Origin of the sequence: Arthrobacter sp. FW306-05-C (genome assembly GCF_021801725.1) — a bacterium.
Taxonomy (GTDB): Bacteria; Actinomycetota; Actinomycetes; order Actinomycetales; family Micrococcaceae; genus Arthrobacter.
This window is the reverse complement of record NZ_CP084556.1, coordinates 403,587-417,350: the sequence shown is the minus strand read 5'-3', so window position 1 is coordinate 417,350 and position 13,764 is coordinate 403,587. Positions and strand designations below refer to the sequence as shown.

The following is a 13,764-nucleotide window of genomic DNA, read 5'->3' as shown; positions in this document are numbered from 1 at the left end:
GAACAGGCAAGATAGGGGGCGGGGCCGCTGCAGTTGCTCCTTTCAGGGCTCTTTCCAGCCTTTCCGCCCAGGCCCGCACCGGCGCCTTCGAAACGGCCTAGCGCCGTCGCAACAAGCTGCTCTGTCCCCAGAAACTGCACTGTCCTCAGAAACTGCACTGTCGCCGGAAATTCCGCCGTCGCCACACTCCCGAGGGCGAGCTGGGGGGACTCCTGCTACCTAATCCCCTGCTACCGGGTCCGCGTGCCGCCAAGGCGGCGGCCGCCAGTGCGGGCAACGCCCTGGTGCCCTGCGTTCCGGGCCTGGCGGAACGGCGCAACCGGACTGCCCATACCGCCGGCTTGCCCGGCGTGGGTTGAGGTTCCATTGCCGGCCATGTCCTCAGCCCGGGAGAACTGGGCGCTTGTCTCCAAGCGCCGCTGCAATTCCACCAGCACCTTCGCCAGGCGTCGGGATACCTGCATCTGGGACATCCCCAACCGCTTCCCCAGCTGCACCTGCGTTTCCTCGCAGAAGTAGCGCCGGTACAAAAGCTCGCGGTCCGAGTCGTCCAGGTCCTGCATGGCGTCCCGCAGGCATGCCAGTTCCTCAAGCCGCTCGAGTGGCGTGTCCGGGCATGCCAGCACTTCTCCGATGGAGGGTGCGTCGGAGTTCGGGTTCACCGCGTCCAGGGAATCCGGATGCATGCTGCTCGACGCCGAAATCGCTTCCTGCACTTCCGCGGGATCAGTCCCCAGCTCGCCGGCCAGTTCCGCAACGCTGGGGTTCCGGCCCAACGACTGGGTCAGCTCGGGCTCCGCCCGGAACAGCCGGGTCCTCAGGTCCTGGATATGGCGCGGCGGGCGAACAACCCACGTCCGGTCCCGGAGGTACCTCTTGAGTTCCCCCGTGATGGTGGGAGCGGCATAGGCGGGGAAACTTTCGCCCTTGGCCTGGTCAAAGCCGCGGGCCGCTTTCACCAGGCCCAGGTAGGCCACCTGGTTCAGGTCTGCGCGTTCCCTTCCGCGGGCTTCAAACCGGGCAGCGAGGGCTTCGGCGAGGTCCAGGTAGCGCAGGACCAGGTCGTTTTCGAATGTCTCCCGCAGCCGCCCTGAAGTGGCGGGAGGACTTGGTTGTTGTGCCGGTTCCGGCTGTTGGCGATGGACAGGCGCAGCATCCATGGCAAGTGCGGCAAAGGATTCGGGCATGAGTGTTGGTTTCCCTCGGTCTGGTTCCGAAAGCCTGCGGCAAGACTTAGAAGCAGCAAATCATAAGGTTGCTTATAAAACAATCCTTCTCCGCTGTAGGCTCGGAATATAAGCGGCGACCGGACCAACCCGCCAAGGAGTTTTGCCATGCGCATCGCCATCACCGGAGCAAGCGGAAACGCCGGAACAGCACTGCTGCGCAACCTGCAGGGCCAACTCGCCCGGAAGCCCGGCAGCCTGCAGCTTGTGGGCATCAGCCGCAGGCTCCCCGACACCTCACTGGCGCCCTACGCCGGCGTGGAGTGGCACACCCTGGACGTGGGCCTGGAGCAGGACGGGCAGAAGCTGGAAAAGGCCCTCGCGGGCGTTGACGCAGTGGTCCACCTGGCGTGGCAAATCCAGCCGAACCACAACCTGGACCTCCTGCACCGGACCAATGTCACCGGCACGAAGAACGCGCTGGAAGCTGCCGGCAGGGCAGGCGTGAAGCAGGTTGTCTGCGCGTCCTCCGTGGGCGCCTACAGCAAGTCAAGCAAGGAGCCGCGCAGGGACGAGTGCTGGCCGGCAACCGGAATGGCAGGCTCCCACTACAGCCGGCACAAAGCCGAGCAGGAAAAACTGCTGGATGAATTCGCCGCCGCACATCCGGACGTTTCGGTGGCCCGGCTCCGGCCGGGCCTCATTTTCCAGGGCCGGGCGGGAAGTGAGATCGGCAGGTACTTCCTTGGGCACATTTTTCCGCGGCTCGTCCCGCGGAAACCTTGGCTCCCGCTGCTGCCGGCCCCGGACAACCTGGTTTTCCAGGCAGTTCATGCGGACGACGTCGCAGAGGCTTACTGGCGGGCCGTGGACCAGCGGGCCAGTGGCGCCTTCAACATCGCCGCAGAGCCCGTCCTGAATCCCCAGGAACTGGCCCGCATCCTCGGGGCGAAGAGAATATTGCCCATCCCCATGCGGCTGCTCCACGCGGTGGTGGACCTGACGTGGCGGGCAAGGATCCAGCCCACCGATTCAGGCTGGGTGGAGATGGCCGCCGGCGCACCCATTATGGACACCAGCCGGGCCCGGCGCATCCTGGGGTGGGAACCGCAGGTGTCCTCCATCGACGCCGTCAAGGAACTCCTCCAGGGCATGGGAACGGGGGAAGGGGCAGCCCCTTCCCCCGTCCTGAAGCCGCGCAAGCCTTAGCTACGCCGCAGCGACTATCCCGCGGTTGATTCCACCACCGGGACAGCCGGACTAGATGCGCGGATTTTCCTCTCCCCGTACATCCCGCCCGGCGGAAGTGTTCCCGGGGCCAGGCTGACGCCTCAGCCCGGATTCATCCTCAGGAATTTCCGCATTGGCACCTGCAGCTGTCGCTTCCCGGTGTGCGCCGCGGCCAGGCTCGACGTCGGACTGTCCGATGTTCGATTGTCCAGCGTTCGTCTGGCCGGCATCTGGATTTCCAGTGTTCGGATGCGCGGTGCCGTCAGGTGTATTGTCCACGTACCGCCTGTCGCTGCCGGCAGGAGTATCGTGGCGCCGGCTGCGGTCCACTCCGGCGTCGGGGTCGATCTCGTCCGCCTTGCGGGTATGGCTGGCAACATCGCCGCGCAGGGACTGCGCCTCGTGGCTGCGCTGTTCAGCTTCTTTTTGGAGGCGCGCCGCGTCAACCTTGGCCTGTTCGGCGTCCGCACGGGCCCGGATGGCCTTGGCCTCCCGTTCGCGGGCATCAATTTCCATATTCTCGGCTTCGCGCCGGATCTCGGCAGCCTTTTCCCGGTGCTCCTGGTCCCGCTTCTCCTGCATTGCTTTCCGGCGCCTTCCTCCGGCCAGAAGCAGCACCACGATGAGCACCACCACAACAACGGCAATTATCACCCATACCCATGGAGCTGTGTCCATTTTTCCCACCACTTTCCACTTCGCTGTGACCGGGCAGGCATGGCCATTCCGGCTGACATTTTTGGAACGGTTATAACTCGCTTAGCAAGGGTTCTTACCTTTTATTAGTAATCATGCTTATCATTTTACGGCCAGTATTGCTGGTTCTTGATTCAACAACCGGCCTTCTTGGAAAGAGAGCGAAGATGACAGAGAACCAATGGTCCGAGGATCCCGCTTACACGGCCCCTCCGGCCAGCACAGGAATTCCTGGCGAGCGGGAGCCCGCCACCTTCCCGTCCACCGCCACTCCCCTCACCGGCGAGAGCCAGACCGGCTACGCCCAGGCCAGTGACGCCCAGGCCGGGGACGCCGCTGGTTCATCCCGAAGGGATGCAGCCAAGGAAGAAGCAGCCGACGTAGCCCGGACCGCCAAAGGATCGGCGCAGAACGTGGCGGAGACGGCCAAGAGCGAGGCCGCGAACGTGGCGCAGGAGGCGAAGTCCAATGCGCAGGATTTGCTGCACCAGGCCAAGTCGGGGCTGACCAGCCAGGCCGGCACACAGCAGCAGAAAGCGGCCGAAGGCATCCGCAACATTTCCAGCCAGCTCCACAGCATGGCCAGCGCCCCGGACCAGCAGGGCATGGCCAGCGACTTGGTCCGGCAGGCAGCTGAACGCACCTCCTCAATAGCGTCCTGGCTGGAGAACCGCGAGCCCGGTGACCTCCTGAACGAGGTCCAGCGCTTCGCCCGCAACCGCCCCGGCACCTTCCTGCTCCTCGCAGCAGGCGCCGGCGTCCTGGCCGGACGCCTCACCCGCGGCCTCACCGCAGGCGCGCCGGAGGCCTCCCCCTCGTCTGCCGGCACCAGTGCCGCAGGCCTGTCCGGACAGTACTCCGGCAGCACGTACGGGGACCAGTACAGCCAGTCCTACCCCGTTGCCGGTGGAACCGTCCCTCCCCCGCCCGTGCAGCTCCCCGCCCCGGCCACCACCACGGCAGTCTACGACGGCGGCGCACCGGGCAGCGGCTACTCCGAGTCCGCCGGTCCGGCCAGTGGGCTCGACAGCCCGCAACTGGTGGAGGAACCCTGGTCCGGCAACCAGCTGTCCGACGACCCGCTGCGGGACCGAGCGCTTGCTGACGATCCCATGGCGAACGATCCCCTCACCCAGGACCGCACCCGGGGTGGCCAGACGGGTGGTCTGTGATGAGTAGCCAGATTCCTGAGCCGCCGCCCAGCGCGGCGCATGTGAAAGCGGACAACGCGTCCCTGGGCGATCTGCTCGGTGATGTGACCCGGGACCTGTCCACCCTGATGCGCCAGGAAGTGGAGCTGGCCAAGGCCGAACTCAAACAATCCACCTCCCGGGCCGGCAAGGGCGCAGGCATGCTCGCCGGCGCCGGGGTAGGCGGACACTTCGTCCTGCTCTTCCTCTCCCTGGCCCTGATGTGGGCCCTGGGCGCCGTCATGGCCCTGGGCTGGGCCGCGCTGATCGTCGCCGTGATCTGGGCGATCATCGCCGCAGTCCTGGCCTCGATCGGCCGCAAGGAACTCAAGCAGATCAAGGGCCTGCCCCAAACAGGCGAAACCCTCTCAGAAATTCCCCCAACCCTAAAACCAGGTGAGGTAAACCGATGAGCGAAAACCCTGACGTCATCCGAGCAGACATCGAAGCGACCCGGGCACGCCTGGGCACCAACGTCGACGCCGTAGCCGACAAAGTCACCCCGTCCAACATCGTGCACCGCCAAACCGACAAAGTCCGCGATGCCGTGACCGGGGTGAAGGAGAAAATCATGGGAGCAGCAGACACCGCCACCACCAAGGTCCACGACACAACCTCCGCCGGCGCCGGACACACCAGCAACGCCATGAGCTCGGCCGGGGACAGCCTGCACCAGGCCACCGACACCGTCTCGGCCAAACTCTCCGACGCCGGCCACACCGTCAGCGCCGCCCCGGACCAGGTCAAAGCCAAAACCGCCGGCAACCCGCTGGCCGCCGGACTCATCGCCTTCGGCGCCGGGCTCCTGGTCTCCTCCCTGATCCCGCCAAGCCAGAAAGAACGCGAAGCCGCGGACCAACTCAAAACCGCAGCCCAGCCCCTGGCAACCCAGGTCACCGACGCCGCCAAAACCGTCGCCCAGGACCTGAAGGAACCCGCCCAGGAAGCCATGGAAAACGTCAAGGCCACCGCCACCGACGCCGCCCAAAACGTCAAAACCGAAGGCCAACAAGCCGCCACCGACGTCAAAGACCGCGCCACAGACGCCAAAGACAACGTCCAAAACACCTAGCCCGCCTGGCTAGGCACCGCAAAGGCAATAGCCCTGTCCAACAGGCCGGCACCGTCTCCCGGGGTCGGCCTGTTGGCTTCGCCCCCTGATTGAGAGGACGCCCCATGGCCACTCACGACGATTCCGAGACCAGTACCGCGAAGGCGGCCCAGGCTCCGGCACCCGACGACGCAAGGAAGCCCGACAGCCCCAGGGATCTCTACAAGCCGTCCTGGAAGTACATCGCTAAGAAGACCTTGCGCGAGTTCAGCAAGGACCAGTGCCCGGACCTGGCTGCGGGTTTGACGTACTACGCGGTCCTTTCCCTGTTTCCCGCCCTGCTGGCGCTGGTCTCCCTCCTTGGCCTTTTTGGTGATCCCCAGAAGACCACCAATGCCCTGCTTGAGATCGTGCGCGGCTTCGCCCCGGCAGAGACGGTCAGCACGATCAGCGGCCCCATTACTGAACTGACAAGCGCGCCGGCGGCCGGGTTCACCCTGGTGATCGGCATTGTCACCGCCCTTTGGTCCGCTTCAGGCTACGTGGGTGGTTTTGGCCGGGCCATGAACCGGATCTACGAGGTGGATGAGGGCCGGCCGTTCGTTAAGCTTCGGGGCACGATGCTTGCCGTCACCCTCCTCGCCGTGGTCATCGTGGCGCTTCTGGCCGGCATGCTGGTCCTCAGCGGCCCGGTTTCCGAGGCAGTGGGCGGACTGATCGGACTCAGCGGCGCCTTCCTCGCCGTCTGGAACATCGCCAAGTGGCCGGTGATGGTCATCCTGATCATTGCCATCATTGCGGTCCTCTACTACGCCACCCCCAACGTCAAGCAGCCCAAGTTCCGCTGGATGAGCATGGGCTCGGCCATCGCCCTGGTGATCTTCCTGGTCGCCTCGCTGGCTTTCGGCTTCTACGTTGGCAACTTTGGAAACTACAACAAGACCTATGGAGCCCTGGGCAGCGTGATCATCATGCTCCTGTGGCTCTGGATCCTGAACATGTCGCTGCTGTTCGGCGCAGAGTTTGACGCCGAGGTGGAGCGGGGACGCGAACTCCAGGCCGGCATCAAGGCGGAGGAGACCATCCAGCTGCCGCCACGCGACACCAAGAAGAGCGAAAAGCTGCAGCAGCAGATCGAGGATGACATCAAGCACGGCCGTGACCTGCGGGAGAAGTACGCCGCCGAGAACGGCCAGCAGGGCCAGAACGGTTCCGATGGGGACCAGGACGGACAGTCCGATGGCGACGGGCAGAACGGCCAACGGCCCGGGGAGAGCCACCGCGACAGGATCCGCGAGAAGGTGCAGCACCGTGCCGGCAACACAGGGTCCGACGGCGGCCCAAGGGGCGGAAGCGCCTAGGAGGACAGGTGTACGCCCCGGCTAAAGGGGCCAACAGAGGGACTAGGCAGGACCTTCAGGATGGAGGAAAATTCATCTTGAAGGTCCTGTTCAGTTTTCCGGGTTGCACCGAACCCGGGGCGAAGCGGGGTCGGCGGTGAGATGGCCTCTTCTGAGACCGAGGCCAGTCCCCCCAGTCGCCGTCGGCCCCCTCAAACTCCCATGGCTTGAGGCCGCACTGGACAGGTTCGACTGGACAAATCGCAGCGAGCTGCAATACTTTCTTGAATACCTCGCCGGGATCCTCTGGATACCGGCAGGTCCGCTGAAGCAGACGGCGGCATCTCGGTCAACCCTTAAATGAGCGGACATGCCTGCTACCCATTTTGAACAGTTTCTTGCCGAAGCAGTTATCCCCGATAAGGAGCCCGGCCTGGGCCTGGGACGCGACGAGCTATACGGCCTTTATACCAGTTGGTGCCTCCTGCAGAAGGTTGAACTCCATGAGCCGGCCGCCCTTTGGGAGGCCATGCACGAAGCCGGTATCAACCCCGACAGCAACAACCTTTCCATGACCGGGCCAGCCGCGGCTGACTACATCGTTTCCAGCGCTCCCGATTTGGTCTAAACCGGGGAATGACGATTCAGTCGTGAGATTGACTTTTTGACCGCAAAAGGGCTGTTGCCTACAGGCAACAGCCCTTTTGCGTGCCCCGATCCGGGCTTCCTGTGGCAAGGGCTACGATCGGGCCAACGACAAAAGATAGGCGGCAAAACCCTTGGGCGCCCGTCCGGAGATCCGTCCAGACGTAAGAATGCGCGTCGTATCTGTAGCAGTAATGCCGGCGCCGCTGGCACGGAGCCGGTTCACCAAGCCGCGGTCTTCATCGAATGCGACACCGGGGAACCCGCCCGCGGCGAGGTAGGACGAGGCGCGAACCCCGAGGTTGGCCCCATACACGTGCGGATGGTCCTCCCCATGGTCGTGCCGTGCACGCCATCGGGCAATGAGTTCGTGGGGCATACCGTGCGGGTCCGGGTGCACAGTGCCAACGACAGCGTCGCTTCCGGCTGCGGCCAGTTCCAGCTGCCGGACCAGCCAGTGCCCGGGCACCGACGAATCGGCGTCGGTGTTCGCCACCCAAACCCGCTGCATTGGATCACCCGCAGCGGCGTGGCCGTCGTGGGAACGGGCACGCAGGCTCTTCAGCGCTGCATTGACGCCGGCCTGCCGGCTCTTTCCGACACTGCCGAAGCTGACGGGCAGGAGCCGGAATCGGGTGTCGGCTTCCGCCATTGCCGCGGCTATGGAAGGTGACCGGTCTGTGCAGCTGTCCAGGACAATCATCACCTGCACCTCAACACCTGGACGTTGGGACCCAAGCAGGTCTGCGGCGCAGCCCACGGCGGCAAGCGCGGGCCGGAGGTGTTGCTCCTCGTTGTGCACCGGAATTACCACTGCCACCTGCTGGATGCTGCGTGGATTGAAGCCCACTGAATCCGCTTCATCCCCCACCGGGGGCGACACCGTCATGCCGGTGCCTTCTGTCCGGGGGCAATCAAGACTTCCAGCACAAAGTCGCGTTCCTGGTAGAGCCCTGCCGTTCGCCAGCCCAACCTCTGCCGGGCCAGCGAATGGACTGTGTCGCCGTCGAGTTCCCAGCCGCTGATCGGGTGCCGCCAATGGCACAGGAGCAGGGTTCCCCCCGGTTTCAGGGACGCCTCCACCCGGTCCCACAGTGCGGCGAGTTCCCCAGGCGCCAGGTAGTAGCCCACTTCGGAAACCACCACCAGGTCATAGTTATCCTTCGGCCAGTCGCCCGGGAGGATGCGCTGTTCCACCTGGACACCGGGGCTGCCCTCCAGCAACTGCCCGGCTTGCCGCACCGCGGACCCACTGGCGTCCACGGCCAGCAGGTTTCGGCACCGGGCGGCCAGCTCGGCCGTAAGGGTTCCGATGGAACACCCCACTTCCAGGCCGTTTTCGTAGGAAGCATCGGGAAGTGCGGCAAGGGTGAGTGCCCGTTTGCGGCGCTCGTACCAGCTTCGGGTGTAGTTCCACGGATCTGTGGAGCCGTCGTGGACCCTGTCAAAGACCACCTCGGCATCACTGCTGGAGTGCATCTGTTCCGAGGTATTTACCGGGGGTGTCCAGGCAAACACCTCGAAGCTGCGCGAGAAGTGCTCCAGGAATTCTTTGCTGAGCAGTGTTTCGTCCCCGCGCAGCGGTGATAGCGGCCGCACCTGTGTTGTGTGCTCAGCCATGGCCCGCCCTTTGGCTTGGCGAGCGGATTCGGCCAGGTGGTACCGGGCCCAGCCCCGCCACTCCTGGTCCTGGGTGGTCGCCCAATGCCAGAACCAGATGGGATATTCCAGCAGCGCGTGCCCATCCTCCCGGGCTACCTCCGCGGCCACCGCGCCTACCGCGTCATGGTCCCCGTGCCCGTCTGCCCGGTACGGCGCAACGAGGACCAACGGTTGGGCTGCACCGCGCAGCCGCCGCGCAGAGTCGCGGACAGCGCGGGCGATCGTTTCTGACTGCCCGGCAAGCCCGCGGTCCGGCAGGTCGAGGAACGTCCAGTGATTCTTCAACCCGAGGACTGTGAGGGCTTGTGAAAACTCAGCCAGCCGGACCTGCGCCAGCTGTTCGGGAGTGGTGGTGGGTGAATCCGGGTGTGACCCCTCCCCCGCGGTGCAGAGCAGGACTTCCACCTTGGCCCCCAATGCCACCAGCGAGGCCATGAACCCTCCGGCGCCGAGTGTTTCGTCGTCGGGATGTGCCGCGAGCACGATAAAGCGCATGGCCGCCAACTCAGTGGGATCGAGCGGCAGCTCGGGCATTGCGGACAGGCCGCTGGCAGCCCAGGCGGCCTCGCTGGTTCCTGCGTCTGTGTGCGAAAAGGTCACCACGGGCAGTCTCCCTTGAGCGTGAGCCGCCCCAGCTGGGCGTCATCGCGTGCGCCATGATGCTGGCGTACGTAGAGTGCCAGGTCCGCCATTCTCTTGGCATACGTTTCGTCGAAGGCGAGCGGGCCTGGACCCCGGTTGGACCCCACCAGGTTGAGGACACGTTCGACGGCGGCGGCTACAGTTCCACGGACCCGCTGGGCCTCGCTCCACGTGCTTTGGTTTGCCCCGCCACCGAGGGTCCCGTCATCCAAGCGGGCGGCAGTCCAGGCAAGATACTGCAGCGCGGCAGTAAGGGTGCGGTCAACCTCCCCAAGTGCGGCGAGCGCCACCTGGTCAGGTTCCCGGCCCGTGCCGGAACCCGCCTGCAGGCTGTCACGGTAGTCCCGCGCCACTCCTACTGCGCCGCCCAACCAACAGGCTGCGACTCCCATCCCGCCCCACGCGAAGCCCGGGCGACTGTGGTACCAGCCGGTTCCACCTAAAGGGAAGGCCGGGACCTGCTCGAAGCGGACACTTCCACTCGGTATCTCCCGCAACCCGCGCGCAATCCACTGCGGTTGCTCGCACGCCACCCCGGGGTGGCGAAGGCTGACCGCAAAAGCCGCCCGGCCGCCGTCGTCCGTGTGGGCGGTGACGACGGCGCGGTCCAGGTGCGCTGCAAGTGAACACCAGGGCTTGGACCCGGTGAGGACCGCACCGGTGCCGGCGGGGAGCGCCTCAAGCTTGGCGCCGGGGGCTTCCGCGGCGAACACACCCCAGGCTTCGTCTTGGGAACCCTCCGGCCCGGGCCCAAAATCAGGGTACGGCTGTCCGGCTTGGGCGAGAATCGCCGTGGCATCGAGGTGCGGCTCGAACACGCGGGCGGCGGCCACATCAATGGCAGCCACCGAGGCAAGGAGTTCCCACAGCACCGCAGTCCGCCCTCCCCCGGGTTGCGGCCAAGTCCGGCCGGCCTGAACAGCCAGCGACAGCAGGCCAGGGATGTCACCTGCGGCAGCAGCGACGGAATCGAGGGTCGAAATCCAGGGGGACAGATCGGCGGGGGTGGAGCTAAGGAGCACAGGGGTAGGTGCCGCGCGCAAGAATTTCCTCCATTAATGATGGCCGGCAGGGCGCCGGTCTCATCTCCACAGCTTACTTACTGTTATTGCGGAAGAATGCGGGCCAGCGCGAAGCCATCCCAACCTTTTGACCCGACGGTCTGGATAACAGTGGCATCCAACCGTGGATGGTCCCCGAGCATCTTGAGCGCATCGATTATGCCCGGCGCATTTACGGGATCGATGTCCGGGTCCAGGACAGCCCCTTCCCAGATGGTGTTGTCCAGGACCACCACCGCACCCGGCCTTCCGAGCTTCACCGCCCAGTCAAGATAGCGGCTGTTGTTCTGCTTGTCGGCGTCAATGAAGATGAAGTCGAACGGCTCCCGCTCCTCTTCCTCGAGGGCAGCGAGCGTCTCCAGCGCAGGACCCAACCGGATCTCCACCCTTTCACCCAGACCGGCGGCATCGATATTCGCCCACGCCACCTCCGCGTGCTGGGGCAGGTACTCGCAGGTGACCAATGTGCCGCTGCGCGGAAGTCCCCGGCCCATCCAGATGGTGCTGTAGCCAGCCAGCGTTCCGATTTCCAGGATCCGGTGCGCGCCGGACAGCTGGACCAGGAGTTTCAGGAGCTTCCCGGCGTTCGGGGCCACCTCAATGGCCGGCATTCCCGCTTCCGCAGCCGTCCGGATGGCCTGCTGGGCCGCGGCGTCCGGATGCACTACGGCACTGGACAGAAACTCCTCAGTGGCAACCCACTCCGGCCGGGGCTTGTGCTCGAACATGGGCACAGTTTGGCACGCGGCGCTGCGGGGGGTCCAGATACTTTAGCCCCTCCGGGAAGGCTTAGGGCTCCTGCGCCAGGGCGTTCTCCAGGCGATCCACTTTCGCCGTCAGCTCGCCGCTGTACCCGGGCCTGATGTCTGCCTTGATCACCAGTGAGACACGGCTGCCGTAGCGGCCCACGGCCTCGGTGGCGCGTTTAACGACGTCGAACACTTCGTCCCACCCGCCCTCGATGGTGGTGAACATGGAATCTGTCTGGTTGGGGAGCCCCGACTCCCGGACGATCTTCACGGCGGCGGCTACGGCGTCGTGCACTGAGGCGTCGTTGGGCCGGGAGCCTTCGCTGGGAACGCCTGACGGAGCTACAGAAAATGCAAGCAACATGCCCCCAGTCTCCCACGCGGCTGCCGGCAACTACTTAGGGAGACGCAGCGGCCCTCCGTCACATAAGCGCCTACCCCGGAGTAACCGTGTCGGGCGCAGGCTCCGTTGCTACCCTTTTGGGCATGAGCCTCGCAGTCGCCCGAAAGCCCCTCCGCGCAGACGCAGCGCGGAACGTGGACAAGATCATCACGGCGGCGCGCCGGTGCTTCCGCGAGTTCGGCCCGGAAGTGCCACTCCAAACCATCGCCACCACCGCCGGCGTTGGCCCGGCAACCCTGTTTCGCAACTTCGCGGACAAGGAGGAACTGGTGCTTGCGGCGCTTAACCGGCAGCTCCGGCTCACGGTGGACCCGGTCATGGACGGGGCGCTGGCAGATATCGACGCGGCGGCCGGTCTGCTGCGCGTCCTCGAGGCCCTGATGGCAGCGGCAAGTGACGACGCCAACCTGTTGTGCGCGGTGGCAGGGCGGCGTGAACTCCTCACCGGAATCACGGGATCGCTCATGGATTCCATGGGTGTCTTGCTGGTTCGGGGACAAGGCCAGGGAAGCCTGCGCACGGACATTTCCATGACGGACATGTTCCGGCTGCTGGCCATGCTGATCGGAGTGGTGGACACCATGGAACCCGGTTCGGATGCCTGGCGCCGGCCGCTGGCGCTTGTCGAGGACGCCATCCGCACCGTGCGCCCGTCGCGGCCACTTCCCGTGCTGGTGCCAGTCCCGGCCGCCGCGCCGAGTCTGTAGCGGGCCCGCCCGCAGCAGGCCCGCCCGCTGTTGGCCGAGTTCGTTGTTAGCGCCGATTTCGTTGTTAGCGCCGGGAAGGTGCAATAGACTGCCACTTGGGGTTAGGCAGCCAGCCTCGGTACTTCCAGCGGGAGCGACCCATGCACTCTGTGCCTATCCGCCGTTCGACGGCTGCGCTGCAATGAATCACTCGAAGCTTCTCCACTACCTCACCGATCCCCGCGGGCCGGAGGAAGTCCTTCCTACACTGGAGGCCGGGGAACTCGTCGAACTGCTTGACGCCCTGTACCAGAACCTCGATACCCCCGAGCCTGAGTTCGGCGCGCAGGTTTGGTATGAAATGGGTGTGGAAGAAACGTACCGCAGGGCCGTCTCGCCTGGCGGCACCGCCCACGGAGTCGCTTAGCCAACTGCCGCTCCGGCAGCACCTCGCCGTCGGAGTTATTCCCTACCCTTGTTCGCTTCCTCAGCCCCGCCGTGTTCAGGCTGGCCTGGGCCTTGGTGCTGGGTTTGCATCTCACGCTGTTCATCACTGTGCTGTTCATGACCGGCGTGTTCATGGCCCGGGTACCCATGTCCTTCATGCCCGTGGTGTTGCTCATGGAACTCGTTGGGAACGTGATCCTTCGCTTCCATCAGGTGTTGCTGGAGTTTTTCTTCGGCATCGCGACGCCTCCTTGCCGTGTCCCGCAACTCCCGGGTCGACTCCGAACCCCGGGGATCAAGGTAGGCGGCCCGATGCTTTCCCGTCTGCTCCGCCGCCGGCACTCCGGCGCCCTGTTCTTCCCTGGCGTTCCTGCCGGCATCCTCGGTGCCCTGGCCGTCCTGCGGCTCAAGCGGCCGTGACTGTTCGTCCATCTCGATTCCTCCTTTAGTGGCCGCCTGGGTGTGGGCTGCCTCTCTTCCAGTGCACCACACATGGCACCCGGAGGGTGCCTGCGCTAGGCGTTGCCGGGGTCTCCCCGCCTGCGGATTTCCTGATGCACCAGGGCCTGCAGTGTCGGCACGGACGACGCCGGATCGATGTCGAGTGCCTCACGCAGCCTTTGGGAAAGAAATTCAAGGTCCTCTTGCGGAACGTCCGAAAGCCTGGCGAAGCGCCTGAAGAAGCGTTTGGCAGGCAGCCCCGCCCGCCGTCGGGCATTCTTCTGGCGGGGCTTGCCCGCCAAGCCGCCTGCAGGATGCAGCTGATTTTCCATGGTCGCCGTTCATAGGGAATGCC

The 13,764-nt window shown here is 65.2% G+C and carries 17 protein-coding genes; 9 read left to right on the top strand and 8 right to left on the bottom strand.

The window, feature by feature from the left end:
- Positions 1–230 precede the first annotated feature (230 nt).
- A complete protein-coding gene (locus LFT44_RS02030; RefSeq protein ID WP_236800811.1) occupies positions 231–1,187 on the bottom strand; it encodes a sigma-70 family RNA polymerase sigma factor in 957 nt (318 codons plus the stop codon).
- A gap of 147 nt (positions 1,188–1,334) precedes the next feature.
- Here LFT44_RS02030 and LFT44_RS02025 point away from each other — a divergent pair, with 147 nt between their 5' ends.
- Positions 1,335–2,375, top strand: a complete 1,041-nt coding sequence (locus LFT44_RS02025) for an NAD-dependent epimerase/dehydratase family protein (protein ID WP_236800809.1) — start codon at positions 1,335–1,337, stop codon at positions 2,373–2,375.
- Positions 2,376–2,426: 51 nt separating this feature from the next.
- Here the strand turns inward: LFT44_RS02025 and LFT44_RS02020 are convergent, their stop codons facing one another.
- Positions 2,427–3,074 carry a hypothetical protein gene (locus tag LFT44_RS02020; protein WP_236800808.1) on the bottom strand — a complete coding sequence of 216 codons (648 nt, stop codon included), beginning with the start codon at positions 3,072–3,074 and terminating at the stop codon, positions 2,427–2,429.
- A 185-nt stretch (positions 3,075–3,259) separates the two neighbouring features.
- Between LFT44_RS02020 and LFT44_RS02015 the strand changes: the two genes are divergently transcribed.
- The 5 genes from LFT44_RS02015 (at position 3,260) to LFT44_RS01995 (ending at position 7,301) form a co-directional block, all read left to right on the top strand.
- Positions 3,260–4,264, top strand: a complete 1,005-nt coding sequence (locus LFT44_RS02015; RefSeq protein WP_236800807.1) for a hypothetical protein — start codon at positions 3,260–3,262, stop codon at positions 4,262–4,264.
- Entirely contained in the window at positions 4,264–4,695 is a 432-nt protein-coding gene (locus tag LFT44_RS02010) for a phage holin family protein (RefSeq protein ID WP_236800420.1), read from the top strand. Before LFT44_RS02015 ends, LFT44_RS02010 begins: the two co-directional genes overlap by 1 nt.
- Positions 4,692–5,354 (top strand): DUF3618 domain-containing protein, encoded by a 663-nt coding sequence (locus LFT44_RS02005; protein ID WP_236800806.1) that lies wholly within the window; start codon positions 4,692–4,694, stop codon positions 5,352–5,354. The genes LFT44_RS02010 and LFT44_RS02005 overlap by 4 nt, the downstream gene beginning before the upstream one ends.
- Before the next feature lie 104 nt (positions 5,355–5,458).
- Positions 5,459–6,694 carry a YihY/virulence factor BrkB family protein gene (locus LFT44_RS02000; protein WP_236800805.1) on the top strand — a complete coding sequence of 412 codons (1,236 nt, stop codon included), beginning with the start codon at positions 5,459–5,461 and terminating at the stop codon, positions 6,692–6,694.
- 349 nt (positions 6,695–7,043) lie between these two features.
- Entirely contained in the window at positions 7,044–7,301 is a 258-nt protein-coding gene (locus tag LFT44_RS01995; protein WP_236800804.1) for a hypothetical protein, read from the top strand.
- A 111-nt stretch (positions 7,302–7,412) separates the two neighbouring features.
- On the opposite strand, the gene LFT44_RS01990 is transcribed toward LFT44_RS01995, so the two are convergent.
- The 5 genes from LFT44_RS01990 to LFT44_RS01970 all read right to left on the bottom strand — a co-directional run bounded on the left by LFT44_RS01990 (position 7,413) and on the right by LFT44_RS01970 (position 11,796).
- Positions 7,413–8,207 carry a glycosyltransferase gene (locus tag LFT44_RS01990; protein WP_236800803.1) on the bottom strand — a complete coding sequence of 265 codons (795 nt, stop codon included), beginning with the start codon at positions 8,205–8,207 and terminating at the stop codon, positions 7,413–7,415.
- On the bottom strand, positions 8,204–9,583 hold the full coding sequence (locus LFT44_RS01985) for a bifunctional PIG-L family deacetylase/class I SAM-dependent methyltransferase (protein WP_236800802.1): 1,380 nt from the start codon (positions 9,581–9,583) through the stop codon (positions 8,204–8,206). Before LFT44_RS01985 ends, LFT44_RS01990 begins: the two co-directional genes overlap by 4 nt.
- Positions 9,577–10,665, bottom strand: a complete 1,089-nt coding sequence (locus LFT44_RS01980) for a hypothetical protein (RefSeq protein WP_442863662.1) — start codon at positions 10,663–10,665, stop codon at positions 9,577–9,579. Before LFT44_RS01980 ends, LFT44_RS01985 begins: the two co-directional genes overlap by 7 nt.
- Positions 10,666–10,727: 62 nt before the next feature.
- Entirely contained in the window at positions 10,728–11,411 is a 684-nt protein-coding gene (locus LFT44_RS01975) for an O-methyltransferase (protein WP_236800801.1), read from the bottom strand.
- 61 nt (positions 11,412–11,472) lie between these two features.
- Complete coding sequence (locus LFT44_RS01970; RefSeq protein WP_236800800.1) at positions 11,473–11,796, bottom strand: thiamine-binding protein; 324 nt, start codon at positions 11,794–11,796, stop codon at positions 11,473–11,475.
- A 122-nt stretch (positions 11,797–11,918) separates the two neighbouring features.
- Between LFT44_RS01970 and LFT44_RS01965 the strand changes: the two genes are divergently transcribed.
- From LFT44_RS01965 to LFT44_RS01955, 3 genes are all read left to right on the top strand, one after another.
- Complete coding sequence (locus tag LFT44_RS01965) at positions 11,919–12,542, top strand: TetR/AcrR family transcriptional regulator (RefSeq protein ID WP_236800799.1); 624 nt, start codon at positions 11,919–11,921, stop codon at positions 12,540–12,542.
- Positions 12,543–12,723: 181 nt separating this feature from the next.
- Positions 12,724–12,948 carry a hypothetical protein gene (locus LFT44_RS01960; RefSeq protein WP_236800798.1) on the top strand — a complete coding sequence of 75 codons (225 nt, stop codon included), beginning with the start codon at positions 12,724–12,726 and terminating at the stop codon, positions 12,946–12,948.
- 95 nt (positions 12,949–13,043) lie between these two features.
- Positions 13,044–13,388 (top strand): hypothetical protein, encoded by a 345-nt coding sequence (locus tag LFT44_RS01955; protein ID WP_236800797.1) that lies wholly within the window; start codon positions 13,044–13,046, stop codon positions 13,386–13,388.
- Positions 13,389–13,483: 95 nt separating this feature from the next.
- Here the strand turns inward: LFT44_RS01955 and LFT44_RS01950 are convergent, their stop codons facing one another.
- On the bottom strand, positions 13,484–13,741 hold the full coding sequence (locus tag LFT44_RS01950) for a hypothetical protein (RefSeq protein ID WP_236800796.1): 258 nt from the start codon (positions 13,739–13,741) through the stop codon (positions 13,484–13,486).
- Positions 13,742–13,764 lie beyond the last annotated feature (23 nt).

Excerpts from the sequence above, each read along its gene's own strand:
- LFT44_RS01965 (WP_236800799.1), top strand. The coding sequence starts at position 11,919 with ATGAGCCTCGCAGTCGCCCGAAAGCCCCTCCGCGCAGACGCAGCGCGG.
- LFT44_RS01960 (WP_236800798.1), top strand. The coding sequence starts at position 12,724 with ATGAATCACTCGAAGCTTCTCCACTACCTCACCGATCCCCGCGGGCCG.
- LFT44_RS01970 (WP_236800800.1), bottom strand. The coding sequence starts at position 11,796 with ATGTTGCTTGCATTTTCTGTAGCTCCGTCAGGCGTTCCCAGCGAAGGC.
- LFT44_RS01950 (WP_236800796.1), bottom strand. The coding sequence starts at position 13,741 with ATGGAAAATCAGCTGCATCCTGCAGGCGGCTTGGCGGGCAAGCCCCGC.
- LFT44_RS01990 (WP_236800803.1), bottom strand. The coding sequence starts at position 8,207 with ATGACGGTGTCGCCCCCGGTGGGGGATGAAGCGGATTCAGTGGGCTTC.
- LFT44_RS02020 (WP_236800808.1), bottom strand. The coding sequence starts at position 3,074 with ATGGACACAGCTCCATGGGTATGGGTGATAATTGCCGTTGTTGTGGTG.
- LFT44_RS02015 (WP_236800807.1), top strand. The coding sequence starts at position 3,260 with ATGACAGAGAACCAATGGTCCGAGGATCCCGCTTACACGGCCCCTCCG.
- LFT44_RS01995 (WP_236800804.1), top strand. The coding sequence starts at position 7,044 with ATGCCTGCTACCCATTTTGAACAGTTTCTTGCCGAAGCAGTTATCCCC.
- LFT44_RS02030 (WP_236800811.1), bottom strand. The coding sequence starts at position 1,187 with ATGCCCGAATCCTTTGCCGCACTTGCCATGGATGCTGCGCCTGTCCAT.
- LFT44_RS02025 (WP_236800809.1), top strand. The coding sequence starts at position 1,335 with ATGCGCATCGCCATCACCGGAGCAAGCGGAAACGCCGGAACAGCACTG.
- LFT44_RS02000 (WP_236800805.1), top strand. The coding sequence starts at position 5,459 with ATGGCCACTCACGACGATTCCGAGACCAGTACCGCGAAGGCGGCCCAG.
- LFT44_RS02010 (WP_236800420.1), top strand. The coding sequence starts at position 4,264 with ATGAGTAGCCAGATTCCTGAGCCGCCGCCCAGCGCGGCGCATGTGAAA.
- LFT44_RS01975 (WP_236800801.1), bottom strand. The coding sequence starts at position 11,411 with ATGTTCGAGCACAAGCCCCGGCCGGAGTGGGTTGCCACTGAGGAGTTT.
- LFT44_RS02005 (WP_236800806.1), top strand. The coding sequence starts at position 4,692 with ATGAGCGAAAACCCTGACGTCATCCGAGCAGACATCGAAGCGACCCGG.